Here is a 24421-nt window from a genome sequence, read left to right as displayed (position 1 = left end):
TCAGTGTCCAGGTCCCCGATATTCCAAGTGCGCTAACCGCCGGGGACGTTGTCTTGGCGGGCGCTTCGACTTGCCCGCCAGGCGCCTGGATTACGCGGTCGCCAGCGAAGCCTTCTGCGAAGCACTGAGAAAGCGCAGCAACGCCAACAGTGGAAACGCACTGCCGACCACCACGATCCACAACCATCCGCCGTGCTCATACACCGCGCTGGCCACGGACGAACCAAATGCGCCGCCGATGAAGATGCTGGTCATGTACAAGGCATTCAGGCGGCTGCGGCTCTTGGCGTCCAGGGCATAGACCGCGCGTTGGCCAAGGACCATGTTCATTTGCACGCAGAAGTCCAGGACCACGCCGGTCACTGCCAGGCCGATCACGCTGTAGGCCGGATGGATGAACGCGGGCAGGAAGCTCAGGCTGGCGAACAACAGGGCCAGCAATGAAGCAATGCGGGTGTGACCGGCGTCGGCCAGGCGTCCGGCGATAGGCGCGGCAATGGCGCCGATTGCGCCGACCAGAGCGAAAATTGCGATCTGGCTTTGCGACAACCCATGATTGCGCGCCAGTTCCAGCGGCACGGCGGTCCAGAACAGGCTGAACGTGGCGAACATGCACCCTTGGTAAAACGCTCGCTGGCGCAGCACCGGCTGTTGGCGCAGGAGCGTCCAGAGCGAACCCAGCAATTGGCCGTAGGATGCGCTGTGGTCAGGCTGGCGCTTGGGAATGGTCACCGCCAGCACGATGCTGATTGCAGCCATCAACAGTGCAGCAATGACGAACATTGCCCGCCAACCGAAATGATCGGCCACCACGCTGGACACCGGTCGCGCCAGCAGGATCCCCAGCAACAAACCGCCCATGATTCCGCCGACCACGCGACCGCGGGATTCTTCCGGCGCCAGGTGCGCGGCCAGCGGAATCAGGATCTGCACCGACACCGAGCTGAAGCCCACCAGCAGCGAAATCAGCAAGAACACGTTCGGCTGATCGGTGAACGCGGCGCCCAGCAGACTGGCAATCGCCACCAAGGTGGTGATGATCATCAGCCGGCGGTTTTCCAACAGGTCACCCAAGGGCACGAGGAAGAACAGGCCCAGGGCGTAGCCGATCTGGGTCAGCGACACGATCAGGCTGGCCATGGTGCTGGTCAGGCCGATGTCCGGTGCGATCAGGCCGATGATCGGCTGCGCATAGTAGATGTTGGCGACGATCGCACCACAGCAGAAGGCAAACAGCAGCACCATGCCTCGGGTCATTGTCGCGGTGCCGTGGGGCACTTGGGTCGCTGGGTTCATAAGGTGTCTCGTTGAACTGGAGGGAAAGCGCGCAGGCTAAAGGCTTGACCGCAACGGCGGAAGAGAGTTTGGAGTGATAGTAGTCATGCCATGGCGTAATGATTGACGACCGCGCGTGCCGCTCGCCGATGTGGTGCAAGCGCAGACCGGCCATCCGAAGAACCGCCCGCTTTGCCGTGACAGCTAGAATTTACAGGGGGATCACTTCAACGTGTCCTTACATAGCGGGAGTATCACGATGAAAATCGTATCTTCGCTGGCGTTGGTGGTAGCGGTTGGGTCGATCTTCGGGTGCTCGACAGTACCTGACCGTCAGGTCACCAACGTTCCCTTGAACGCTACTTCCATCAATGCCGGGAACATCGCCCGGCCCATCATGATGTCCGACGGTAACACAACGGTGTTCTGGTTCGCGGTCAGTGGCGAAAGCATGGGAAGTGCTTTGCCGGGCCGCTTGCAGGCCTATATCTATCCGGGAAGTTGTGCGAGCCTGGGTGCGAAACCGGCCTATGACATGAACGACGGTCCGAATGCGCGGTTCTATTCCCAGGCGTCGCACCAGTATTTCTGGAAGAGCGCTCCGATCGCCATGGAAACGCTGCGAGCGGGCGGATATGCCCTGGTCGTGCGTGAAAGCCCGGCCGATGGTAATCAGGATATCTTCTGCGGCAACCTGAGCTAGCGGCGCACCCCTGCAGGAGCTGGCGCAGGCTGCGGCAACTCCTACAGGCAATCGTGTCTGCTTAACGGTTACTGCGCATAAATCTGGTCGAAGACCCCGCCATCATTGAAGTGGGTCTTCTGCACGGTGCGCCAGTCACCGAAGGTCTTCTCGACCGACAGGAAGTCCACTTTCGGGAAGCGGTCGGTGTACTTGGCCAGCACGACCGGGTCACGCGGACGCAGGTAGTTGGCGGCAGCGATTTCCTGGCCTTCTGGCGACCACAGGTACTTCAGGTATTCCTCCGCGGCGGCGCGGGTGCCTTTCTTGTCGACGGTCTTGTCGACCACCGACACCGGTGGCTCGGCTTCGGCGGAGACGCTTGGGTAGATCACTTCGAACTGATCGCGGCCAAACTCGCGGGCGATCATTTCCGCTTCGTTTTCGAAGGTCACCAGCACGTCGCCGATCTGGTTGGTCATGAAGGTCGTCGTCGCGGCGCGGCCACCGGTATCCAGCACAGGCGCCTGCTTGAACAGCTTGCCGACGAAGTCTTTGGCCTTGTTCTCGTCGCCGCCGTTTTTCAGCACGTAGCCCCAGGCCGACAGGTAGGTGTAGCGGCCGTTGCCCGAGGTTTTCGGGTTGGGCACGATGACTTGCACGCCGTCCTTGAGCAGGTCGGGCCAGTCTTTGAGGGCTTTCGGGTTGCCTTTGCGGACGATGAACACGGTGGCCGAGGTGAACGGCGCGCTGTTGTTCGGCAGGCGGGTGACCCAGTTGTCCGGGATCAGTTTGCCGTTGTCGGCCAGGGCGTTGATGTCGGTGGCCATGTTCATGGTGATCACGTCAGCGGGCAGGCCATCGATGACCGAACGTGCCTGTTTGCTCGAGCCACCAAAGGACATCTGCAGGGTGATGTTTTCGTTGTGTTCGGCTTGCCAGTGTTTCTGGAACGCAGTGTTGTAGTCCTTGTAGAAATCGCGCATCACGTCGTAGGAAACGTTGAGCAGGGTCGGTGCGGCCTGGGCCATGCTGGACAGAGCCAGGCCCGCGGCCAGGAGTGAGGCGCCAAAGAGTTTTTTCACTGCGAATTCCTTGTTCGAGACGATGTTTTTTAGAATACGAGGCAATTTGCCAGCGACTATAGCCGGGCTCGCATAGTCGTTTAAAGATTAAAAAGCTCTTTGCTTATTCCCGTTTCTTGAATAATGCGTTGCCGCAGCGAGAGCAGAACGCGGCGCCGTGTTCATGGCTGTTTTTCTTGCACACCGGGCAGTCATGTTGCAGCTGTTCGCCACGCATGGCGTTGGCCAGTTCGGCGGTAAAAATACCGGTCGGTACGGCGATGATCGAGTAACCGGTGATCATCACCAGCGAGGAAATCACCTGGCCCAATGGCGTCTTCGGTACGATGTCGCCGAAGCCCACGGTGGTCAGCGTCACGATAGCCCAGTAGATGCCCTTGGGAATGCTGGTGAAACCGTGCTCCGGGCCTTCGATCACGTACATCAGCGTGCCGAACACCGTCACCAGCGTGCAGACGCTCACCAGGAACACCACGATTTTCTGCTTGCTGCCGCGCAGCGCGGACATCAGGTAGTTGGCTTGTTTGAGGTAAGGGCTCAGCTTGAGCACGCGGAAAATCCGCAGCATCCGGATGATCCGGATAATCAGCAGGTACTGCGCATCGGCGTAATAGAGCGCAAGGATGCCGGGCACGATCGCGAGCAGATCCACCAGTCCATAAAAGCTGAAGGCATAGCGCAGGGGCTTGGGCGAACAGTACAGGCGCAGGCCATACTCGATGGCGAAGATGACCGTGAAGCCCCATTCGATATACGCCAACACGTCGGCGTAGTTGCGGTGAACGGTGTCGATGCTGTCGAGCATCACGATCACCAGGCTGGCGAGGATGATCAACAGCAGTATGCCGTCGAAGCGCCGACCCGCCGTGGTGTCGCTCTGGAAAATCATGACGTAAAGGTCTTCACGCCAGTTTTTGTTGCTGTCCATGGATAACGCCTGACTCGATGATCAGCGCAGCCTAGGTTGATTCTCCCCAGGAGCGCAAGGCGCACTGGCGCCCGTCGCTTTGCCGATCAGTTGAGCCACCGTGCGGATCAGCCAGCAGGCGAGGATAAACGGTGCGGTCAGCGTGGGCAGGCCGATAGCGGCAAACATCGGCGTCAGTAGCAGCGCTGAGGCAATCGCCACCAGTGGCAGCCAGGGCTGCTGGCGCTGCGCGCTGAAGGCGAGGGCGGCGAGCACGGCGTTGTAGCCAGCCAGGCCCAGCAGTGCAGTGTAGAAGTCGTGATTCAGCAGGCTCCAACCCATGCCCGCAATCGACGCCAACAACGCCCAGCAGAAGGCGCGACGATCGGCGATCAGCAACCCGGCGGCAATCATGGCACCGGCCAGCGGATGACCGAGGAACATCACCTGGCCGAGGCCCTTGAAGGGGGCGGCGAGCATGTTCAGTGTGCTGACCTCGATCAGGTGCGCCTCGGTCGAGGGTGTGGCGAAGCACAGCAGTAACCAGCTCAGTACGACGAAGGGCGCGGTGTAGGCGGGCAGGTATTGGCTGAACCGGACGCGTTTGAGCCATTGTTGAGTGATCATCGCACTCAGGCCGCCGGCGGCCAGGATTAGCGGTGGCATCATCGCCGACCAGGGGAAGTACAAGCTCAGCAGCAGGCCGAGCAATACGCCGTTGTAGCTGAACAGCCCGGCCTGACGATCAGCCTTGGCATAGTTGCGACGTTGCGCGGTGAGCAATCCGGCGACACCGCCAAGCAATGCGCCACCGAGCAGGGCAGGAGCGGTGAACAGGATGGCCGAAAGAATCAGCAAGCCGCACAGCGGATTGCGCTGCAGGAATATCTGACTGAAACCGTTGAGCAAGGCTTCGGCCCAGTCGGGGCAGTGGGTGTTGAAGTGGTTGGCAGGCATGGTAAGGGTCGTTTCAGTACTGATCGTTCCCACGCTCCGCGTGGGAATGCCTAAATGGACGCTCTGCGTCTGCTCTTGGGACGCGGAGCGTCCCGGGCTGCATTCCCACGCAGAGCGTGGGAACGATCATGTGGAAGTTAAATCAATGTTTCGATACGCAAAGAGTTAGTCGACCCCGGCTGCCCAAACGGCACACCCGCCGTAATCAATAACGTATCGCCACGCTGTGCCATGCCCTGGGCCTGGGCAATCTCCAGGGCCGTGGAGCAAACCTCGTCCACCTGGCGCAGGCGATCGTTGACCACCGAGTGCACGCCCCACGCCACGGTCAGGCGACGAGCGGTTTGCAGGTTCGGCGTCAGGTTGAGGATCGGTACCGTCGGCCGTTCACGTGCAGCGCGCAGGCTCGAGGTGCCTGATTCGCTGTAGTTGACCAGCACCGCCACCGGCAACACATTGCTGATACGGCGGATCGCGCAACTGATCGCATCATTAACCGTCGCTTCGGCTTTTGGTCGGCTGACGTCCAGTTGGTTCTGATAGTCCGGGCCGTTCTCCACCTGGCGGATGATCTTGCTCATCATCTGCACGGCTTCCAGCGGGTATTCACCGGACGCGGTTTCCGCCGACAACATCACCGCGTCGGCCCCTTCGGCCACCGCGTTGGCGACATCGGTGACTTCGGCGCGGGTGGGCGCCGGGGAGAAACGCATGGATTCGAGCATCTGCGTCGCCACCACCACCGGCTTGCCCAGCTCGCGGCAGGTGCTGATGATGTTCTTCTGGATCTGCGGCACGCTTTCGGCCGGCACTTCCACGCCCAGGTCACCGCGGGCGACCATGATCGCGTCGCTCAATTCGGCGATTTCGCGCAATTGCGTGACCGCTGACGGCTTTTCGATCTTGGCCATCAGGAACGCCTTGTCGCCGATCAGCGCCCGGGCTTCGATGATGTCTTCCGGACGTTGTACGAACGACAGCGCCACCCAGTCCACCCCCAGTTCGAGGCCGAAGCTCAGGTCACGGCGATCCTTGGCGGTCAGTGGGCTCAGGTCGAGCACCGCTTGGGGCACGTTCACGCCTTTTCGATCGGACAGTTCGCCGCCATTGAGCACGGTGGTGTCGATGGCGTCGGCATACTTGGTGACCACCCGCAGGCGCAGCTTGCCGTCGTCCAGCAGCAGGTCCATGCCCGGCTCGAGCGCAGCGATGATCTCCGGGTGCGGCAGGTTGACCCGGCGCTCGTCACCTGGCGTGGCATCGAGGTCCAGGCGCAAGGCCTGACCGCGATACAGCTGGACTTTGCCCTGGGCAAATTTGCCGACCCGTAATTTAGGGCCTTGCAGGTCCATCAGGATGCCCAGCGGATAATTCAGCTGGCGCTCGACTTCACGGATCCACTGGTAGCGTTTGGCGTGGTCGGCGTGATCGCCGTGGCTGAAGTTCAGGCGAAAGATATTGACCCCGGCCTGCACCAGTTCACGAATGTCATCGATTCCGTCGGTGGCGGGACCGAGGGTGGCGAGGATCTTGACCTTTTTATCAGGCGTCATGTTTTGGGCTCTCAAGGATCAGAATGGCGCGGAAGTCGTTCACGTTGGTGCGGGTCGGCTCGGTGACGATCAATGCGTCCAGCGCCTCGAAATAGCCGTAGCCATTGTTATTGTCCAACTCGTCGCTGGCGCTCAAGCCGAGGGCGGCGGCGCGGGCGTAGCTGTCCGGGGTCATGATTGCCCCGGCGTTGTCTTCGGAACCGTCGATGCCGTCGGTGTCGCCGGCCAGGGCATAGACGCCGGGCAAGCCCTTGAGGCTGTCGGTCAGGCTCAGCAGGAACTCGGCGTTGCGCCCGCCACGGCCATTGCCGCGAACGGTGACTGTGGTTTCGCCGCCCGAAAGAATCACGCAGGGCGCGGCCAGCGGTTGACCGTGCTGGACGATCTGTCGGGCGATGCCGGCGTGGACTTTCGCCACTTCCCGGGATTCACCTTCCAGGTCACCCAGGATCAATGGGCTGTAACCGGCCTGGCGGCACTTCACCGCCGCGGCTTCCAGGGATTGCTGTGGACGGGCGATCAACTGGAAGTGGCTGCGGGCCAGGCTTGGATCACCGGGTTTTACCGTTTCCGATTCCGGGCTTTGCAGCCAGCTACGCACGGAGGCCGGCACGTCGATGGCATAGCGCTTGAGGATCGCCAGCGCTTCGGCCGAGGTGCTCGGGTCGGCCACGGTGGGGCCGGAGGCGATGACCGTGGCGAGATCGCCCGGCACATCGGAAATCGCATAGGTGTACACAGTGGCTGGCCAGCAAGCCTTGCCGAGCCGGCCGCCCTTGATCGCCGAGAGGTGTTTGCGTACGCAGTTCATCTCGCCAATGGTGGCGCCGGATTTGAGCAGGGCTTTGTTGATCGATTGCTTGTCGGCCAGGGTGATGCCGGCAGCGGGCAGGGCGAGCAACGCCGAACCACCGCCCGACAGCAGGAAGATGACGCGGTCGGCTTCGGTCAGGTTGCTGACCAGTTCGAATACACGCTTGGCCACCGCCTGGCCGGCTGCGTCCGGAACCGGATGCGCGGCTTCGACCACTTCGATTTTTTCGCAGGGGGCGCCGTGACCATAACGCGTCACCACCAGACCGGACACTTCACCCTGCCAGCAGCGCTCGACCACCTGGGCCATGGCCGCCGCGGCTTTGCCGGCACCGATGACGATCACCCGACCGCTACGGTCGGCAGGCAGATGGGCTTCGAGGACTTGTTGCGGATGGGCCGCGTCGATGGCTGTGGCGAACAGCTCGCGCAGGAATTGTTGCGGATCGACCGACATGGCGGGCTCCCGGAATTCTTGTTATGGGTTGACGTTGCCGCGGTGATACCTCTGTAGGAGCTGGCTTGCCAGCGATCCAGACGCCTCGGTATGTCAGGCAGACCGTGTCGAGGCAATCGCTGGCAAGCCAGCTCCAACAGGGGGAGTGGCGTTATTTATCGCGAATCGAGAAATTCGCCATGTGTTCCAGGCCCTTGATCAGCGCCGAGTGGTCCCAGTTGCTGCCACCGATGGCGGCGCAGGTGCTGAACACTTGCTGGGCGTTGGCGGTGTTCGGCAGGTTGATGTTCAGCTCCTTGGCGCCTTGCAGGGCCAGGTTCAGGTCCTTCTGGTGCAGGCTGATGCGGAAGCCCGGATCGAAGGTGCCCTTGATCATGCGCTCGCCATGCACTTCGAGGATCTTCGACGAAGCGAAGCCGCCCATCAGCGCTTCACGCACCTTGGCTGGATCGGCACCGTTCTTGGCCGCGAACAGCAGGGCTTCGGCCACCGCCTGGATGTTCAGCGCAACGATGATCTGGTTCGCCACCTTGGCGGTTTGACCGTCACCATTGCCGCCGACCAGGGTGATGTTCTTGCCCATGGCCTGGAACAGCGGCAGTGCGCGTTCGAAGGCATCGGCATCGCCGCCGACCATGATGCTCAGGGTCGCAGCCTTGGCGCCGACTTCACCGCCGGACACTGGCGCGTCGAGGTACTGGGCGCCCTTTTCATTGATTTTGGCGGCGAAGGCCTTGGTGGCGGTCGGCGAGATCGAGCTCATGTCGATCACTACCTTGCCTTTGCCCAGGCCTGCAGCCACGCCGTCGGCGCGGAACAGCACGTCATCGACCTGCGGGGTGTCCGGAACCATGACGATGATGAATTCGGCTTCCTGGGCGACTTCCTTCGGGTTCGCCAGGGCAACGGCACCGGCGGCGACCAGGTCGGCGGGGGCGGCGTCGTGGTGCGCCGACAGGAACAGGCTGTGACCGGCTTTTTGCAGGTTCGCCGCCATTGGGTGGCCCATGATGCCGGTGCCGATAAATCCGATTTTAGCCATGAGAAAATCCTCTTGTTTTTGTTGCTGCTTCAAACAAATTGGGAACTGCTTTTGTAGGAGCCGGCTTGCCGGCCAAGGCTGCTGGATGACCAGCGCAAGGCTCAAGGGCGCCTTCGCTGGCAAGCCAGCTCCTACAAGGGAGCTGTGTCAGATTGCGTTATGGGTTTTCAACCAGCCCAGGCCTGCTTCCGTGGTGGTCAGCGGCTTGTATTCGCAACCGACCCAACCCTGGTAACCGATGCGGTCCAGGTGTTCGAACAGGAAGCGGTAGTTGATTTCACCGGTGCCTGGTTCGTTGCGCCCCGGGTTATCCGCGAGCTGCACATGGTTGATCTCGCCCAGGTGCGATTGCAGGGTGCGGGCCAGGTCGCCTTCCATGATTTGCATGTGGTAGATGTCGTATTGCAGGAACAGGTTGGTGCTGCCGACCTGCTCGCGAATCGACAGGGCTTGTGCCGTGTTGTTCAGGTAGAAACCCGGGATGTCGCGGGTGTTGATCGCTTCCATCACCAACTTGATGCCGGCCGCTTGCAACTTGTCGGCGGCGTACTTGAGGTTGGCGACGAAGGTTTTTTCCACGGTGGCATCGTCAACGCCTTGTGGGCGGATACCGGCCAGGCAGTTGATCTGGGTGTTGCCCAGTACTTGTGCGTAGGCAATCGCCAGGTCGACACCGGCGCGGAACTCTTCAACCCGGTCCGGCAAGCAGGCGATACCGCGCTCGCCCTTGGCCCAGTCGCCTGCTGGCAGGTTGAACAGCACTTGGGTCAGGCCGTTGGCGTCGAGCCGGGCCTTGATTTCGGCCGAGCTGAAGTCGTAGGGGAACAGATACTCGACACCACTGAAACCGGCCTTGGCGGCCGCTTCGAAACGGGCGAGAAAGTCTTGTTCGGTGAACAGCATGGACAGGTTGGCTGCGAAACGCGGCATGGTGGTCTCCCGTATTAGGTTCTCGTTCCCACGCAGTGCGTGGTAACGATCAAGCGATCAAGCTGTTAATCGAGCAACGAAATCGCCGTCGGTGCGTCGTTGCCGACCAGCGCCAGGTCTTCGAATTCGTTGACGGCGTTGATCTCGGTGCCCATGGAAATGTTGGTCACGCGTTCCAGGATGATCTCGACGATGACCGGTACCTTGAACTCTTCGATCAGCTCCTGTGCCTTGCGCAGGGCAGGCTGGATCTGCGCCGGTTCGAACACACGCAGCGCCTTGCAGCCGAGGCCTTCGGCCACCGCGACGTGGTCGACACCGTAGCCGTTGAGTTCCGGCGCGTTCAGGTTGTCGAACGACAGCTGCACGCAGTAATCCATGTCGAAACCGCGCTGCGCCTGGCGGATCAGACCCAGGTATGAATTGTTCACCACAACGTGGATGTACGGCAGCTTGAACTGCGCGCCCACTGCCAGTTCTTCGATCATGAACTGGAAGTCATAGTCCCCCGACAGGGCCACAACCTTGCGGTTCGGATCAGCCTTGACCACGCCCAGTGCCGCTGGAATGGTCCAGCCCAGAGGGCCTGCCTGACCGCAGTTGATCCAGTGACGCGGCTTGTAGACGTGCAGGAACTGCGCGCCGGCAATCTGCGACAGACCGATGGTGCTGACGTAGCAAGTGTCCTTGCCGAACACCTGGTTCATCTCTTCGTAAACGCGCTGCGGCTTGACCGGCACGTTGTCGAAGTGAGTCTTGCGCTGCAGGCTGGCCTTGCGCTGCTGGCAGTCTTGCAGCCAGGCGCTGCGGTTTTTCAGCTTGCCGGCGGCTTGCCATTCGCGAGCAACTTCGATGAACACGGTCAGTGCGGCGGCGGCGTCGGACACGATGCCCAGGTCCGGGGTGAACACGCGGCCGATCTGAGTGCCTTCGATGTCGACGTGAATGAACTTGCGGCCTTCGGTGTACACATCGACCGAACCGGTGTGACGGTTGGCCCAACGGTTACCGATGCCCAGCACCACGTCCGACTTCAGCATGGTGGCGTTGCCGTAACGGTGCGAGGTCTGCAAGCCAACCATGCCGACCATCAGCGGGTGATCGTCCGGGATGGTGCCCCAGCCCATCAGGGTCGGGATGACCGGGATACCGGTCAGCTCGGCGAACTCCACCAGCAGGTCGCTGGCGTCGGCGTTGATGATGCCACCACCGGCCACCAGCAACGGGCGTTCGGCCTGGTCCAGCAAGGCCAGAGCCTTCTCGACCTGGACGCGAGTAGCGGTCGGCTTGGCCAGCGGCAATGGCTGGTAAGCGTCGATGTCGAATTCGATTTCAGCCATCTGAACGTCGAACGGCAGGTCAATCAGCACCGGGCCTGGACGGCCGGAGCGCATCTCAAAGAAAGCTTTCTGGAACGCGTAAGGCACCTGGCCCGGTTCGAGAACGGTGGTCGCCCACTTGGTGACTGGCTTGACGATGCTGGTGATGTCGACAGCCTGGAAGTCTTCCTTGTGCATACGGGCGCGGGGTGCCTGGCCGGTAATGCAGAGGATTGGAATCGAGTCGGCCGAGGCGCTGTAGAGCCCGGTGACCATGTCGGTACCGGCAGGGCCGGAAGTGCCGATGCATACGCCGATGTTCCCGGCCTTGGTGCGGGTGTAGCCCTCGGCCATGTGCGAGGCGCCTTCAACGTGGCGAGCGAGTACGTGATCGATGCCGCCGACCTTTTGCAGGGCGGAGTACAGCGGGTTGATGGCGGCACCGGGGATGCCAAAAGCGGTATCAACCCCTTCACGGCGCATCACCAGAACGGCGGCTTCGATTGCTCTCATTTTGCTCATGGTTTTGTGCCTCTTTACGTTTTGTAATTGTATACAAGTGGCTTTGCGCAGAGTGTATTCACGGCGGACGGCGCAGGTCAATCCATTTTCTCAAGCGCTTGTTTCATTCGTCGGAAGCCCGGTCTACTGTGGCTTTTCGTCGCATGTGGCGCTTTTCGATAATTATTGTATACAAAAAAATAACTCATTGTGTTCTATTTGTTGCATCGGGCTGCGGCACATCGAAGCAGTCCACCGCCTTTCCGAAAAACAAAATGAGGACGGCACCATGAGCGCTTTAACCTTGAAAGTCGCAGTCAACCTGGTCAACGAAGCCATCAGCGCAGGGCGGGCCATTTCCGCAGCGCCACTGACCATCGCGGTACTGGATGCCGGCGGGCACCTGATCACCCTGCAGCGCGAAGACGGCGCCAGCCTGCTGCGCCCGCACGTCGCCATTGGCAAAGCCTGGGGCGCCATTGCGCTGGGCAAGGGCTCACGCCTGCTGGCACTGGACGCGCAACAGCGCCCGGCGTTCATCGCAGCATTGAATAGCCTGGGGCAGGGCAGCGTCGTGCCGGCACCGGGCGGTGTGCTGGTGCGGGATCAGGACGGGAACGTGCTGGGGGCGGTGGGGATCAGCGGGGATTTGTCCGACGTTGATGAGCAGTGTGCGATCAATGCGATCGAGGCGCTGGGGTTGAGGGCGGATGCTGGGGTGGTTGCTTGATCCTTGCTTGACTGATCTATCGCTTTCGCGAGCAAGCCCGCACAAATTGTGCAGTCACCACACATCCACTGTGGGAGCGAGCCTGCTCGCGAAGGCGTTCTACCAGACACATCAAGCTAAAAGTCTGCATGACTGCCTGGCAGTTCCATGGCTAACCTTTCATGACTCCTGCATGAAAGAGGCAAAGGAATGCCTGATCCAGCAGCTTCCCATCGATTGAGATCGGGCCGGTATGCCGAACCCAACCGAATCTATTTGCTCACCACCAATACACTTGATAGGGAACCCATTTTTGCGGACTACTCTTCGGGCAGGCTGGTTGTGCATCAATTTCGCCAAGCACACATCTCAGGGCTGGTGAACTCTCTGGCATGGGTAGTCATGCCTGATCACTTTCACTGGCTGATTGACTTGCAGCGGGGGTCTTTGAGTGGGCTGATGCAACGAACCAAGTCGTTAAGTACCAAGGCGCTCAACCGGTCCACTGGGCGTCAGGTCAGTGTCTGGCAGCAAGGCTTTCATGATCGAGCACTGCGCCGTGATGAGGATCTGGTAAAGATGGCTCGATATATTGTGGCCAACCCGCTGAGGGCAGGACTGGTCGAGCGGCTAGGCGACTATCCGTTGTGGGATGCAATTTGGGTTTGAGCTGGAACCGAGTTGCCTTCTTCGCGAGCAGGCTCGCTCCCACAATGGATTTTCAGTGTTCTTGTGGGAGCCAGTCTGTTCGCAAATGGCGGTCTATCAATCCGGCTCACACCCCTTGAGCACCAACCGAATAATCGTCTGCGCCGCCGCTTCGTAATCTTCTTCATCCAGCTTGGCCTTGCCGGTGATGGCGGTGATTTGCCAGTCGAAGTCGGCGTAGGTCTGGGTTGCGGCCCAGATGCTGAACATCAGGTGGTTGGGGTCGATGGGCGCTATCTGGCCACGGTCGATCCAGGTCTGGATGCAATCGATGTTGTGCTTGGCCTGGCCGTTGAGCTGTTCGACCAGGTCGGCGCTCAGGTGCGGGGCGCCGTGCATGATTTCGCTGGCGAACACCTTGGAGGCGAAGGGCAGGTCGCGTGAAATGCGGATTTTCGAGCGGATGTAGCCGCTTAGAACTTCACTGGGCACACCGTCGGGGTTGAACGGTGTCGAGGCCTGCAGAATCGGCTCGATGATGCTTTCGAGGACCTCGCGATAGAGGTTTTCCTTGGATTTGAAGTAGTAGTAGACGTTAGGCTTGGGCAGTCCCGCCTTGGCTGCTATATCGCTGGTTTTGGTCGCAGCGAAGCCCTTGTCGGCAAATTCTTCACTGGCGGCACGCAGGATCAGTTGTTTGTTGCGCTCGCGGATGGTGCTCATAAACCAGGGGGTTCCTTGCCTGTACTGGCGGTGGCGCATGGTAGCACCGGCCTTCGGCGACGCTCAAGAATGCGCCGTGCGGTGCTCGGCCGCGCTATGCTGCACGGCATTCACTCAAGAAGGAAAGCCGATTCATGGCAGGAAGCAGTTTGCTCGTGCTGATCGACGACATCGCCGCGGTGCTGGACGATGTGGCGTTGATGACCAAAATGGCCGCCAAGAAGACCGCCGGGGTGCTGGGCGATGACCTGGCGCTCAATGCCCAACAGGTCAGCGGTGTGCGTGCCGAGCGGGAAATCCCGGTGGTCTGGGCGGTCGCCAAGGGCTCGTTCGTCAACAAGCTGATCCTGGTGCCGTCGGCATTGGCCATCAGCGCATTCATCCCGTGGCTGGTCACGCCGTTGTTGATGGTCGGTGGCGCCTACCTGTGTTTCGAAGGGTTTGAAAAGCTCGCCCATAAGTTTCTGCACAGCAAGGCTGAAGACCAGGCCGAACATGCCGAGCTGGTCGAGGCGGTGGCGGATCCGGCGGTCGACCTGGTGGCGTTCGAAAAGGACAAGATCAAGGGGGCGATCCGCACCGACTTCATTCTGTCGGCGGAAATCATCGCCATCACCCTTGGCGTCGTGGCCGATTCGGCGCTGACCCAACAGGTCGTCGTGCTCTCGGGTATCGCCATCGTCATGACGATTGGCGTGTACGGGCTGGTGGCGGGCATCGTCAAGCTCGATGACCTGGGCCTGTGGCTGACCCAGAAGCCGGGGCAGATGGCCAGAAGCATCGGCGGCGGCATTCTGCGCGCGGCGCCATACATGATGAAAAGCCTGTCGGTGATCGGTACCGCGGCGATGTTCCTGGTCGGTGGCGGGATTCTGACCCACGGCGTGCCGGTGGTGCATCACTGGATCGAAAGTGTCAGTGCAGGGGCGGGTGGTGCCGGATTTATCGTGCCGACTTTGCTCAATGCGGTGGCGGGGATTGTGGCGGGGGCGCTGGTGTTGGTTGGAGTTTCTATTGTTGGAAAAGTCTGGAAGACGCTGAAGGGCTAAGATCAACCCTTAACAAATGTGGGAGCGAGCCTGCTCGCGATAGCGGTGTAACAGTCAACCTATGTATTGAATGTTATGACCACATCGCGAGCAGGCTCGCTCCCACAGTTTTTTTGTGGCGGTCGAAATTACTCGGCAATCTGCAATTTGCGCGACTCGGTGTACACGTAACGCACCTTCTCGTACTCGAACGGCGAGTTCAGCTGGCCGTAGCGGAAGCTGGTCTGATAGCGCCTGTCGATGCCGCGCAGGATCCAGACTTCCGGATGGTTGGAACTGACTTCGGCTACGTTGAGGAAGTTGATCGCGCTTTCGGCGCTGAAATCCACCACCAGGCCACCGGTGTCACGCAGGTTCGACGGGCCGAGGATCGGCAGTACGAAGTAGGCGCCGCCCGGTACACCATAGAAGCCCAGGGTCTGGCCAAAGTCTTCGTTCTGGCGCGGCAGGCCCATGGCGGTGGCCGGGTCCCACAGGCCGGCGATACCGATGGTGGTGTTGAGCAGCAGCCGGCCGGTGATTTCCATCGAACGCTGGCCCTTGAACTGCAACAGGCTGTTGAGCAGGTTCGGCACGTCGCCAACGTTGTTGAAGAAGTTGCTGACGCCGGTGCGCAGGAAGCTCGGGGTGATGTAGCGATAGCCATCGACCACCGGCAGGAACACCCATTGGTCGAACCGGTAGTTGAAGTGGTAAACGCGGCGGTTCCACTGTTCCAGCGGGTCATAGACGTTCAATGCGCTGAGCGTCGAACGCTCGAACTCGCGCTGGTCCAGGCCCGGGTTGAACTTGAGTTTGCTCAGGGGCTCCTTGAAGCCGTCACTGTCGACGACCACCGGGGCGTTGGCCTTGCTGTTGTCGGCATTGGCAGCGGTTGCACAGAGTAACGCAGCGATAAGCAGGAGGTATTTAGCCACGGAAGAACTCCAGCATGGCGTCGCTGTTGACGCGGTAGTTAAGGTTGCCGCAATGGCCGCCCAGCGGGTAAACGGTCAGGCGATCGCCAAAGGTCTTGCGCAGGAAACCCAGGTCACCAGGGCCGAGAATCACATCGTCGGCGTTGTGCATCACGGCGATTTTCGGGCTGTCGTGCAGGTAGTCCTTCAGTGCATACAGGCTCACCTGGTCGATCAGTTGCAGCAGGCTGCCGCCGTCGGTGCGCGCACGCCACATCGGGATCACCTGTTCGGTGATGTAGCAGTCGAAGTCACACTGCAACGCACGCTTGAGGTAAGGCGTGAGGCTGGTGCCTTCGGTGATGGGCGTTTTCGGTGGCGTGATCAGGCCGCGACGGTTGATCAGGTCCGAGGTGAAGGCGATGTCGGCCGCGGAAAAACGGAACGAGGTGCCGATCAGCATGGCCATCTGTTCATTGCTCAGGTGCTGCTTGGACTGCTGGAAGTCGTAAAGCAGGGCGTCGTTGAGATCGATGTAGCCCTTCTGCTGGAAGTAACGGGTGAGTTTGTTCAGCACCAGTTCATAGAAGGTGGTGGTGTTGTTGATGCCCTTGACCTCGGTCTGGACCAGTCGGTCCAGGTTGGTGATCGAGGTGTAGAGGTTGACCGGAGGATTGAGCAACAGCACTTTCTTGAAGTTGAAGCTGCGGCGGGTTTCGTCCAGGTGCGCGACGAATGCCGCATCCAGTGCACCCAGGCTGTAGCCCGTCAGGTAGTAATCGGTGACCGGCAGCTTCGGGTTTTGCGCCCGTATGGCCTGCATCACTCGGTACATGTCTTCTGCGTCGTCCTTGGTGACGCCCGGGGTGGCAAAACGCGAGGCGGCGCTCATGAAGTCGAAGCTGGTGGGCGACGACAGTTGCACCACGTGGTAGCCGGCCTTGTAGTAGAGCTTTTTCAGGTATTCGTTGAGGGTGCTGTCGTAACGCGCGCCCGTGCCGGCGATCAGGAAGATCAACGGCGCGGGTTTATCCTGGGTGGCGATGCGATAGGTGAGTTTCTTCACCGCCCAGAAGTTGTCCGGCAGTTCGAATGCACGTTCGGGCCGTAAGGTGACGCTGCGATCCGACTGATCGATGTCGTCATCGAGCGGCAGCTCGGGACGCAGGTCCGGTGGCGTCGTGGCGATGGTCGCCTCGAACGGGTTGGTCAAGGGGTAGCCATAACTGGCGGCGTCGATATCGACCGCCAGTGCGGACGCACTCAAAATAAGGCCGCCAAACAGGGCGGCGAAGCGCAAGGAACGGAGCATGACTAGATCCCTTAGAAAAAGGTGCCGAATGAAGTTCGCAGGGTATGACCACTGGTTTTGCGCCAAAGTGCCACGCAACGGCACCAAACTGGCCTGAATTCCGAGTAATAGTAGCTCGACGATACACTTTGCAGTGATTGAATGACCAGTTATCAGTTGTTATCGCTTGCGTAAGGCTGTCGGGCGATTAAGCTGGCCGCCGTTTTCGCCTATTGGAGTGCTCCATGTCCCGCCGCTTGCCCGTGATTGTGCTGCTTGTTTTGTTGCCGCTGTGGCTGGCTGCCAGCTATGGCGCGCGTTATGGCTTCATGGAAGATGCGCAATGGGTCGGCATCTGCGTGGACGAGACCAGCCGCTGGGAGTGCCAGGTGCGTTCGAACCTGGGCCTGATGATTCACTTCCAGGTATTGGGTTGGGCAGCACTGGCGGCCGCCGTGGTCGGCTTTGTGCTGCCAGGGCGGGCAGGGTGGTGGTTGGCGGTCCTGGCGCTGGTATTCGGCTTCCCGGCGCTGGCGTTGTACAACACGACGATGGCGGTGTTTGCGGTGGTGATTGCGGGGTTGCGGTTGGTCAGGGCATCCCGTAGCGCCTGATCGATAGCCTTCGCGAGCAGGCTCGCTCCCGCAGTAGATTTGTGAACGACGCAGATCAAATGTGGGAGCGAGCCTGCTCGCGAAGAGGGCGGATGCAGCGCCGAATCAGCCCTTGCGAACCCGCAAGCTGCGCCACAACGCCGCCACCATCAACAGGCTCACCAGCGCCCAGCCCCAGGCCTGCTGGTTCTGCAAACCTTCACGAAAAAGCTGCGGCGCGATGCCGGCGCCGATGATGAAGGTCAGCAGGGCGATCTCCCGGCGCGGCACCCTCACCGGGCGGCACAGGTAAACCAGCGCTGGCAGGATGAAGGCGACGCTCGGGAAGCTGCGATAACGCGGGTCGAACACCAGCTCCAGCATCATCACCGCAGCGGCAAAGCCTGCCACTGCCAGTATCCAGCCGGCCCGACGTTCCAGGGCATTGAACGCCCAGCCACGCCAGCCGGTGCGTGGGCTCAACGTCAGCGCGGCATGGGCCAGCACCAACACATTCAAGGCGGTCAGCAGGGCGACCCACAGCCACTCACTGGCAAAACGCGTGGTGACCCGTGCCAGGTCGCCCCAGGCACCCAGTGAACAAGCGGCCAGGGCTCCCAGCAGCGGCAGCACCAGCGCGGCGCGCGTGCTGCGCACACGACCGCCAAGGATCAGCGTGGCAAGGAAGATAAACCCGCCGACCACCAGCCACTGCGACCAGAACGGCACGTTCGACACCGGCCCGGCCAGCACGCCCTTGTCCTGCCGGTCCGCATCGAACAGTCCCCAGTAACCGCCGACAGCCCCTTCGCTGGCGCGCTTCCATGGCTGGTCGAAGGCTTCGATGAGGTTGTAGTGCCAGCCTTGCTGCTCGGCCATGGCGACAAAACCTCGAATGAATTTGGCCTCGTTGACCCGGCTTGGCAGCGCGGTTTCACGCTGGCGGCCTTCGCTCGGCCAGCCGGTTTCGCCGATCATCACGTCCTTGGGCGCGAATTTGTTGCCGAATACCTGGCGGACCTCGGCTACATGCTGCAGAGCGGCGTCGATGTTCGAAGGATCATCTTCCCAGTACGGCAGCAAGTGGATGGTCAGGAAATCCACGGCTGGCGCGACTTCCGGGTGCTTGAGCCAGAACTCCCAGACATCGGCATAGGTGACGGGTTGCTTGACCTGGCGCTTGACCTTGTTGATCAGTCTCACCAGCTGGGTGCCGGTGACTTCCTTGCGCAGCAGGGTTTCGTTGCCGACGATCACCGCGCTGACCACATCCGCGTTGGCATTGGCCGAGGCGATAAGCAGGTCCACTTCTTTTTCAGTGTCCACCGGATTGCTGTTGATCCAGGCGCCGATCATCAGCTTCAACCCATGCTTGCGCGCCAGATCGGGCAGGGCTTCGAGGCCGGTCATCGAATAGGTGCGGATGCATTGGAAACTTTTGGCCAGCAGCGCGAGGTCGGCGTCCATGCGCTCGGGGCGCAGTTTGAACGGCACATCGAACGGTGACTGGTCTTTGTCGAACGGGGTGTAGGAAGCGCATTGCAGCTTGTGCGTCGCGCTGGCGGCATCCGGCAGGATCACCGGTTTGCCCAGCCCGTACCAGAAGCCGCCGAGGGCAAACAGCCCCAGCAGGCAAGCGAACAGATAGGCAAAAAAAGGAAAGCGGGATGTCGCGGGCATGGTCAGGCCGTCTGGGAGCAAAGCGGCGCATGTTACCTGCATTTGTCGCGTGCTTGGTGGCCTGCATGATTTTGACATGCAAAGTTCGGGCGGACCGACCGCTTCGTTAGCGCGGCTCATGACTCATGGCGTTCTGATGTCGTTTCTCGATGGCTCGAGGTCGCTGGCAGAGAAGGTCACCCTCTGTGTCAGGTTGATTATCGCAGTGTCAGTACTCCGCTGATGTACGAACGAGTTTGCGGGTGGGGCGTGATGGGGGCGCTGTGCACTATAACTATACGTTGACGCGACTCGGCATCCGTCGAGCGCAGCACTTTCGGGGAAGTAACGATGAAGATGCGACGACTTTTAGGCGCAGGTGCCGCTCTGGTGCTTGCGATTGGCTCCACATTCGCCAATGCCGAGAACAAGACCCTGAGCATCGGTTACGTTGACGGCTGGTCCGACAGCGTCGCGACCACGCACGTGGCCGCTGAAGTGATCAAGCAGAAGCTCAATTATGACGTGAAGCTGCAAGCCGTCGCCACCGGGATCATGTGGCAGGGCGTGGCCACCGGCAAACTCGACGCCATGCTGTCGGCCTGGCTGCCAGTGACCCACGGCGACTACTGGACCAAGAACAAGGACCAGGTCGTCGACTACGGGCCGAACTTCAAGGACGCCAAGATCGGCTTGATCGTTCCGGACTACGTCAAGGCCAAGTCACTTGAAGACCTGAAGACCGATGACAGCTTCAAGAAACGCATCGTCGGCATCGACGCCGGTTCAGGCGTGATGCTCAAGACCGAACAGGCAATCAAGGACTACGACCTGACCGGCTATCAACTCAAGGCCAGTTCCGGCGCCGGCATGATTGCCGAGCTGACCCGTGCCGAGAAGAAGAACGAATCCATTGCCGTCACCGGTTGGGTGCCGCACTGGATGTTCGCCAAGTGGAAACTGCGTTTCCTGGAAGACCCGAAAGGCGTGTATGGCGCGGCTGAAACCGTGAACAGCATCGGCAGCAAAGAGCTGGCGACCAAGGCACCGGAAGTGGCCAAGTTCCTGAAGAACTTCCAGTGGGCGTCGAAAGACGAAATCGGCGAAGTCATGCTGGCGATCCAGGAAGGCGCCAAGCCTGAAGCCGCGGCGAAGGACTGGGTAGCCAAACACCCGGAGCGCGTGGCTGACTGGATCAAGTAATTACATAGAGCACGCTTGACCCTGTGGGAGCGAGCCTGCTCGCGAAGCGGTCTGTCAGTTGACCAACATCTCGACTGACCTGACGCCTTCGCGAGCAGGCTCGCTCCCACATTTATTTATTCTTGCTGGACTTTGGCAAATACGTCACGTGGTTCTAAGACTAAGGTCGTCTGGAACCTGCCCCGCAGCCGCATAGAGTGGATACCGTTCCAACTAAATCTGTGCTGCGAGGATAAAAACAATGAACGACAGCATTTACCTCTCGATTCAAAACAGCCCGCGCTTCAAGGAGCTGGTTAGCAAGAGGGAACGATTCGCCTGGATTCTTTCGGCGATCATGCTAGGGCTTTACTCCGGATTCATCCTTTTGATTGCTTACGGTCCGCATGTACTGGGGGCGAAAATCAGCCCTGAGTCATCGATTACCTGGGGCATACCGATTGGTGTCGGGCTGATTGTTTCGGCTTTCATACTGACCGGTATCTACGTGCGACGCGCCAACGGCGAATTCGACGACCTGAACAATGCGATTCTCAAGGAGGCTCAGCAATGATCCGGCGTCTAATGGCTCTTTTGAGCATCGCAGCCTTCGCACCGGGCGCCTGGGCGGCTGACGCCCTGACCGGCGCTGTGCAAAAACAACCGCTTAACGTATCGGCGATCCTGATGTTCGTCGCATTCGTTGGTGCGACCCTGTGCATCACCTACTGGGCTTCCAAGAAAAACAAGTCGGCCTCCGACTATTATGCGGCAGGTGGCAAGATCACCGGCTTCCAGAACGGTCTGGCGATTGCCGGTGACTATATGTCCGCGGCATCCTTCCTGGGTATTTCCGCGCTGGTGTTCACCTCCGGCTACGATGGCCTGATCTACTCGATCGGCTTCCTGGTGGGCTGGCCGATCATTCTGTTCCTGATCGCCGAGCGCCTGCGTAACCTGGGCAAGTACACCTTCGCCGATGTGGCGTCCTACCGCCTTGGGCAAACCCAGATTCGCTCGCTGTCCGCTTGCGGTTCGTTGGTGGTGGTGGCGTTCTACCTGATCGCGCAAATGGTCGGGGCCGGCAAGCTGATCCAGTTGCTGTTCGGTCTGGATTACCACGTAGCAGTGATCCTGGTTGGTGTCCTGATGTGCATGTACGTGCTGTTCGGCGGCATGCTGGCGACCACTTGGGTGCAGATCATCAAGGCAGTGCTGTTGCTGTCCGGTGCCTCGTTCATGGCGCTGATGGTAATGAAGCACGTCAACTTTGACTTCAACACGCTGTTCTCCGAGGCGATCAAGGTTCACGCCAAAGGCGAAGCGATCATGAGCCCAGGCGGCCTGGTGAAAGATCCGATCTCGGCGTTCTCCCTTGGCCTGGCACTGATGTTCGGTACCGCCGGCCTGCCACACATCCTGATGCGCTTCTTCACCGTGAGTGACGCGAAAGAAGCGCGCAAGAGCGTTTTGTACGCAACCGGCTTCATTGGCTACTTCTATATCCTGACCTTCATCATCGGCTTTGGCGCGATCCTGCTGGTCAGCACCAACCCGGCGTTCAAGGATGCGGCTGGCGCGCTGTTGGGTGGTAACAACATGGCGGCGGTGCACCTGGCCAACGCGGTGGGCGGCAGTATCTTCCTGGGCTTCATCTCGGCGGTAGCGTTCGCGACCATTCTGGCAGTGGTTGCCGGCCTGACCCTGGCTGGTGCCTCGGCGGTGTCCCACGACCTGTATGCCAGCGTGATCAAGAAGGGCAAGGCCAACGAGAAGGACGAGATCCGCGTTTCGAAAATCACCACCATCGCTCTGGCGGTGCTGGCGATCGGTCTGGGCATCCTGTTCGAAAGCCAGAACATCGCGTTCATGGTGGGCCTGGCGTTCTCCATCGCGGCGAGCTGCAACTTCCCGGTCCTGCTGCTTTCCATGTACTGGAAAAAGCTGACCACTCGCGGTGCGATGATTGGCGGCTGGTTGGGCCTGGTGAGCGCTGTGGGCTTGATGATCCTTGGGCCAACCATCTGGGTGCAGATCCTGCATCACGAGAAGGCGATCTTCCCGTACGAGTACCCGGCGCTGTTCTCCATGATCATTGCCTTTGTCGGGATCTGGTTCTTCTCGATTACCGACAAGTCGACTGCGGCTGATAACGAGCGCGCACTGTTCTTCCCGCAGTTTGTTCGTTCGCAGACTGGGTTGGGGGCGAGTGGGGCGGTTTCGCACTAAGGCTTCGGATTTACTTGTGTAAATTGCGGTAAACAGAAATGCCCCGGTCGAAAGATCGGGGCATTTTTGTTTGTCTGCAGGTTGAGAGGTCTGGTGTCAGGGCTGACGACTTCGCGAGCAGGCTCGCTCCCACAGTAATTGGTGTGTTCACTGGCGTTCAATGTGGGAGCGAGCCTGCTCGCGAAGGCGATAGTGCCGGCACTGCAATACTTGAAGAGGGCGGGAAGGGCGCACAAACAAAAACGGCCTCTATATGGATAGAGGCCGTTCCCGGTACAACTCAACACGCTACAGCAAGACTGATCTTACTTGCGGTCTTCCAGCTTGGTGATGTCACGCGACTCGTAGCCGGTGTACAGCTGGCGCGGACGGCCAATCTTGTACGGGCTGGAGAGCATTTCTTTCCAGTGGGAGATCCAGCCGACGGTCCGCGCCAGGGCGAAGATCACGGTGAACATGCTGGTTGGAATGCCGATCGCCTTGAGGATGATCCCCGAGTAGAAGTCGACGTTCGGGTACAGCGAGCGCTCGATGAAGTACGGGTCGGTCAGGGCGATCTCTTCCAGGCGCATGGCCAGTTCGAGTTGCGGATCGTTCTGGATGCCCAGTTCCTTCAATACTTCGTCGCAGGTCTGCTTCATCACGGTGGCGCGTGGGTCGCGGTTTTTGTAAACGCGGTGACCGAAGCCCATCAGCTTGAACGGATCGTTCTTGTCCTTGGCCTTGGCGATGAACTTGTCGATGTTAGAGACATCGCCGATTTCATCGAGCATGGTCAGGACGGCTTCGTTCGCACCGCCGTGGGCAGGGCCCCACAGTGCAGCGATACCGGCGGCAATACAGGCGAACGGGTTGGCACCCGAAGAGCCGGCCAGGCGTACGGTGGAGGTCGATGCGTTCTGCTCGTGGTCGGCGTGGAGGATGAAGATCCGGTCCATGGCCTTGGCGAGTACCGGGCTGATCGGTTTGATCTCGCACGGGGTGTTGAACATCATGTGCAGGAAGTTTTCCGCGTACGACAGGTCGTTGCGCGGGTACATCATGGGTTGGCCCATGGAGTACTTGTAAACCATCGCTGCCAGGGTCGGCATCTTGGCAACCAGGCGGATCGCGGAGATTTCGCGATGCTGCGGGTTATTGATGTCCAGGGAGTCGTGGTAGAAGGCCGAGAGGGCACCGACTACGCCGCACATGACAGCCATCGGGTGGGCGTCGCGACGGAAGCCGTTGAAGAATGTCTTCAACTGCTCGTGAACCATGGTGTGGTTCTTCACGGTGCTGACGAACTGGGCCTTCTGCTCTGCGGTCGGCAGTTCGCCGTTGAGCAGCAGGTAGCAGGTTTCCAGGTAGTCCGATTTTTCAGCCAGCTGTTCGATCGGGTAACCGCGGTGCAACAAAATGCCGTTGTCACCGTCAATATAGGTGATCTTCGACTCGCACGAAGCGGTCGACATGAAACCTGGGTCGAAGGTGAAGCGGCCCGTGGCCGTCAGGCCCCGAACATCGATAACATCGGGACCAACGGTGCCGGTTAAAATGGGCAGCTCGACGGGGGCTGCGCCCTCGATGATCAACTGCGCTTTTTTGTCAGCCATGTGGCCTCCTATTTATGCTTGAAATCATCAGACAGACCCCCCACGCAGGGCCCGCACCACTATAGTGAGATAAATCCGAATGTCAATTTGCCTAAAGTCTTGCTCCAGAAGGCTTTAACCGTACTTTTTTCTCGAAATTGCCTGCCATTTACGCCTTTTATGTCCGTTGTGCAATCAGCTGTTTGGGTGAGGTCTTTGCGTTGTCATTAGTAGCCTAACTGTCTATACTCGGCAGCCGACCGCCAAGGGCTTTTGGGCTTGCGTTATTGGGGGTCGCCTCCCTGGGTGGTGGTTACCTGACCAGTGCACTCCCCAACAACTTTGCC

Annotated in this window: 22 protein-coding genes; 8 read left to right on the top strand and 14 right to left on the bottom strand. The window is 60.1% G+C overall.

Annotated elements, in window-relative coordinates; all coding sequences use genetic code 11:
• Positions 1–90 precede the first annotated feature (90 nt).
• Positions 91–1296, bottom strand: coding sequence for an MFS transporter (locus BKX96_RS12485; RefSeq protein ID WP_077184056.1), 1206 nt, complete (start codon positions 1294–1296; stop codon positions 91–93).
• A gap of 238 nt (positions 1297–1534) precedes the next feature.
• Here BKX96_RS12485 and BKX96_RS12480 point away from each other — a divergent pair, with 238 nt between their 5' ends.
• A complete protein-coding gene (locus BKX96_RS12480; protein WP_077184054.1) occupies positions 1535–1978 on the top strand; it encodes a hypothetical protein in 444 nt (147 codons plus the stop codon).
• A gap of 68 nt (positions 1979–2046) precedes the next feature.
• Here the strand turns inward: BKX96_RS12480 and BKX96_RS12475 are convergent, their stop codons facing one another.
• The 8 genes from BKX96_RS12475 to gcl form a co-directional block, all read right to left on the bottom strand.
• On the bottom strand, positions 2047–3042 hold the full coding sequence (locus tag BKX96_RS12475) for a sulfate ABC transporter substrate-binding protein (RefSeq protein ID WP_077184052.1): 996 nt from the start codon (positions 3040–3042) through the stop codon (positions 2047–2049).
• Positions 3043–3145: 103 nt separating this feature from the next.
• On the bottom strand, positions 3146–3970 hold the full coding sequence (locus tag BKX96_RS12470; protein WP_046819359.1) for an ion transporter: 825 nt from the start codon (positions 3968–3970) through the stop codon (positions 3146–3148).
• A 21-nt stretch (positions 3971–3991) separates the two neighbouring features.
• Positions 3992–4906: an urea transporter gene (locus BKX96_RS12465; RefSeq protein WP_077184049.1), complete on the bottom strand. Its 915-nt coding sequence runs from the start codon at positions 4904–4906 to the stop codon at positions 3992–3994.
• 137 nt (positions 4907–5043) lie between these two features.
• Positions 5044–6459, bottom strand: a complete 1416-nt coding sequence (gene pyk, locus BKX96_RS12460; protein WP_046819361.1) for a pyruvate kinase — start codon at positions 6457–6459, stop codon at positions 5044–5046.
• Positions 6449–7729, bottom strand: a complete 1281-nt coding sequence (locus BKX96_RS12455) for a glycerate kinase type-2 family protein (RefSeq protein ID WP_077184047.1) — start codon at positions 7727–7729, stop codon at positions 6449–6451. The genes pyk and BKX96_RS12455 overlap by 11 nt, the downstream gene beginning before the upstream one ends.
• A 151-nt stretch (positions 7730–7880) precedes the next feature.
• Positions 7881–8771 (bottom strand): 2-hydroxy-3-oxopropionate reductase, encoded by an 891-nt coding sequence (locus BKX96_RS12450; RefSeq protein ID WP_046819363.1) that lies wholly within the window; start codon positions 8769–8771, stop codon positions 7881–7883.
• Positions 8772–8918: 147 nt separating this feature from the next.
• Positions 8919–9701, bottom strand: a complete 783-nt coding sequence (gene hyi, locus BKX96_RS12445) for a hydroxypyruvate isomerase (RefSeq protein WP_046819364.1) — start codon at positions 9699–9701, stop codon at positions 8919–8921.
• A 65-nt stretch (positions 9702–9766) separates the two neighbouring features.
• Positions 9767–11542 carry a glyoxylate carboligase gene (gcl, locus tag BKX96_RS12440; protein ID WP_046819365.1) on the bottom strand — a complete coding sequence of 592 codons (1776 nt, stop codon included), beginning with the start codon at positions 11540–11542 and terminating at the stop codon, positions 9767–9769.
• Between the two features lie 268 nt (positions 11543–11810).
• On the opposite strand from gcl, the gene BKX96_RS12435 reads away from it, so the two are divergent.
• Both BKX96_RS12435 and BKX96_RS12430 read left to right on the top strand, forming a co-directional pair.
• Positions 11811–12251, top strand: coding sequence for a GlcG/HbpS family heme-binding protein (locus BKX96_RS12435; RefSeq protein ID WP_077184045.1), 441 nt, complete (start codon positions 11811–11813; stop codon positions 12249–12251).
• 189 nt (positions 12252–12440) lie between these two features.
• The gene (locus tag BKX96_RS12430; protein WP_077184044.1) at positions 12441–12899 is read left to right on the top strand and encodes an REP-associated tyrosine transposase; all 459 of its coding nucleotides are present in this window, start codon (positions 12441–12443) and stop codon (positions 12897–12899) included.
• A 96-nt stretch (positions 12900–12995) separates the two neighbouring features.
• Here the strand turns inward: BKX96_RS12430 and BKX96_RS12425 are convergent, their stop codons facing one another.
• Positions 12996–13601, bottom strand: coding sequence for a TetR/AcrR family transcriptional regulator (locus tag BKX96_RS12425; protein ID WP_020797014.1), 606 nt, complete (start codon positions 13599–13601; stop codon positions 12996–12998).
• Between the two features lie 134 nt (positions 13602–13735).
• On the opposite strand from BKX96_RS12425, the gene BKX96_RS12420 reads away from it, so the two are divergent.
• Entirely contained in the window at positions 13736–14650 is a 915-nt protein-coding gene (locus BKX96_RS12420) for a DUF808 domain-containing protein (RefSeq protein WP_077184042.1), read from the top strand.
• Between the two features lie 128 nt (positions 14651–14778).
• On the opposite strand, the gene BKX96_RS12415 is transcribed toward BKX96_RS12420, so the two are convergent.
• Together BKX96_RS12415 and mlaY are read right to left on the bottom strand one after the other, a co-directional pair.
• Entirely contained in the window at positions 14779–15567 is a 789-nt protein-coding gene (locus tag BKX96_RS12415; RefSeq protein WP_046819369.1) for an MlaA family lipoprotein, read from the bottom strand.
• Positions 15560–16858 (bottom strand): lipid asymmetry maintenance lipase MlaY, encoded by a 1299-nt coding sequence (gene mlaY, locus BKX96_RS12410; protein ID WP_046819370.1) that lies wholly within the window; start codon positions 16856–16858, stop codon positions 15560–15562. The genes BKX96_RS12415 and mlaY overlap by 8 nt, the downstream gene beginning before the upstream one ends.
• A gap of 224 nt (positions 16859–17082) precedes the next feature.
• On the opposite strand from mlaY, the gene BKX96_RS12405 reads away from it, so the two are divergent.
• A complete protein-coding gene (locus BKX96_RS12405) occupies positions 17083–17451 on the top strand; it encodes a hypothetical protein (protein WP_046819371.1) in 369 nt (122 codons plus the stop codon).
• A gap of 105 nt (positions 17452–17556) precedes the next feature.
• Here the strand turns inward: BKX96_RS12405 and BKX96_RS12400 are convergent, their stop codons facing one another.
• Positions 17557–19152 carry a glycoside hydrolase family 17 protein gene (locus BKX96_RS12400; RefSeq protein WP_046819372.1) on the bottom strand — a complete coding sequence of 532 codons (1596 nt, stop codon included), beginning with the start codon at positions 19150–19152 and terminating at the stop codon, positions 17557–17559.
• A gap of 288 nt (positions 19153–19440) precedes the next feature.
• On the opposite strand from BKX96_RS12400, the gene BKX96_RS12390 reads away from it, so the two are divergent.
• The 3 genes from BKX96_RS12390 (at position 19441) to BKX96_RS12380 (ending at position 22500) form a co-directional block, all read left to right on the top strand.
• Positions 19441–20292, top strand: a complete 852-nt coding sequence (locus BKX96_RS12390) for a glycine betaine ABC transporter substrate-binding protein (protein ID WP_046819373.1) — start codon at positions 19441–19443, stop codon at positions 20290–20292.
• Positions 20293–20533: 241 nt separating this feature from the next.
• Positions 20534–20845, top strand: a complete 312-nt coding sequence (locus tag BKX96_RS12385) for a DUF485 domain-containing protein (protein ID WP_008061165.1) — start codon at positions 20534–20536, stop codon at positions 20843–20845.
• Entirely contained in the window at positions 20842–22500 is a 1659-nt protein-coding gene (locus BKX96_RS12380; RefSeq protein WP_046819374.1) for a cation acetate symporter, read from the top strand. The genes BKX96_RS12385 and BKX96_RS12380 overlap by 4 nt, the downstream gene beginning before the upstream one ends.
• Positions 22501–22805: 305 nt before the next feature.
• Here BKX96_RS12380 and gltA read toward each other — a convergent pair whose 3' ends face one another.
• A complete protein-coding gene (gltA, locus tag BKX96_RS12375; RefSeq protein ID WP_007977501.1) occupies positions 22806–24095 on the bottom strand; it encodes a citrate synthase in 1290 nt (429 codons plus the stop codon).
• Between the last annotated feature and the right edge of the window lie 326 nt (positions 24096–24421).

Source organism: Pseudomonas putida, assembly GCF_001976065.1.
Taxonomy (GTDB): Bacteria; Pseudomonadota; Gammaproteobacteria; order Pseudomonadales; family Pseudomonadaceae; genus Aquipseudomonas; species Aquipseudomonas serbica.
This window is presented reverse-complemented; position numbering and strand designations above follow the sequence as displayed.

Bases quoted from the DNA above. Each gene is read 5' to 3' on its own strand.
- BKX96_RS12485 (WP_077184056.1), bottom strand. From the start codon at position 1,296: ATGAACCCAGCGACCCAAGTGCCCCACGGCACCGCGACAATGACCCGA.
- BKX96_RS12480 (WP_077184054.1), top strand. From the start codon at position 1,535: ATGAAAATCGTATCTTCGCTGGCGTTGGTGGTAGCGGTTGGGTCGATC.
- BKX96_RS12470 (WP_046819359.1), bottom strand. From the start codon at position 3,970: ATGGACAGCAACAAAAACTGGCGTGAAGACCTTTACGTCATGATTTTC.
- BKX96_RS12465 (WP_077184049.1), bottom strand. From the start codon at position 4,906: ATGCCTGCCAACCACTTCAACACCCACTGCCCCGACTGGGCCGAAGCC.
- pyk (WP_046819361.1), bottom strand. From the start codon at position 6,459: ATGACGCCTGATAAAAAGGTCAAGATCCTCGCCACCCTCGGTCCCGCC.
- BKX96_RS12455 (WP_077184047.1), bottom strand. From the start codon at position 7,729: ATGTCGGTCGATCCGCAACAATTCCTGCGCGAGCTGTTCGCCACAGCC.
- BKX96_RS12450 (WP_046819363.1), bottom strand. From the start codon at position 8,771: ATGGCTAAAATCGGATTTATCGGCACCGGCATCATGGGCCACCCAATG.
- hyi (WP_046819364.1), bottom strand. From the start codon at position 9,701: ATGCCGCGTTTCGCAGCCAACCTGTCCATGCTGTTCACCGAACAAGAC.
- gcl (WP_046819365.1), bottom strand. From the start codon at position 11,542: ATGAGCAAAATGAGAGCAATCGAAGCCGCCGTTCTGGTGATGCGCCGT.
- BKX96_RS12435 (WP_077184045.1), top strand. From the start codon at position 11,811: ATGAGCGCTTTAACCTTGAAAGTCGCAGTCAACCTGGTCAACGAAGCC.
- BKX96_RS12430 (WP_077184044.1), top strand. From the start codon at position 12,441: ATGCCTGATCCAGCAGCTTCCCATCGATTGAGATCGGGCCGGTATGCC.
- BKX96_RS12425 (WP_020797014.1), bottom strand. From the start codon at position 13,601: ATGAGCACCATCCGCGAGCGCAACAAACAACTGATCCTGCGTGCCGCC.
- BKX96_RS12420 (WP_077184042.1), top strand. From the start codon at position 13,736: ATGGCAGGAAGCAGTTTGCTCGTGCTGATCGACGACATCGCCGCGGTG.
- mlaY (WP_046819370.1), bottom strand. From the start codon at position 16,858: ATGCTCCGTTCCTTGCGCTTCGCCGCCCTGTTTGGCGGCCTTATTTTG.
- BKX96_RS12405 (WP_046819371.1), top strand. From the start codon at position 17,083: ATGTCCCGCCGCTTGCCCGTGATTGTGCTGCTTGTTTTGTTGCCGCTG.
- BKX96_RS12400 (WP_046819372.1), bottom strand. From the start codon at position 19,152: ATGCAGGTAACATGCGCCGCTTTGCTCCCAGACGGCCTGACCATGCCC.
- BKX96_RS12390 (WP_046819373.1), top strand. From the start codon at position 19,441: ATGAAGATGCGACGACTTTTAGGCGCAGGTGCCGCTCTGGTGCTTGCG.
- BKX96_RS12385 (WP_008061165.1), top strand. From the start codon at position 20,534: ATGAACGACAGCATTTACCTCTCGATTCAAAACAGCCCGCGCTTCAAG.
- BKX96_RS12380 (WP_046819374.1), top strand. From the start codon at position 20,842: ATGATCCGGCGTCTAATGGCTCTTTTGAGCATCGCAGCCTTCGCACCG.
- gltA (WP_007977501.1), bottom strand. From the start codon at position 24,095: ATGGCTGACAAAAAAGCGCAGTTGATCATCGAGGGCGCAGCCCCCGTC.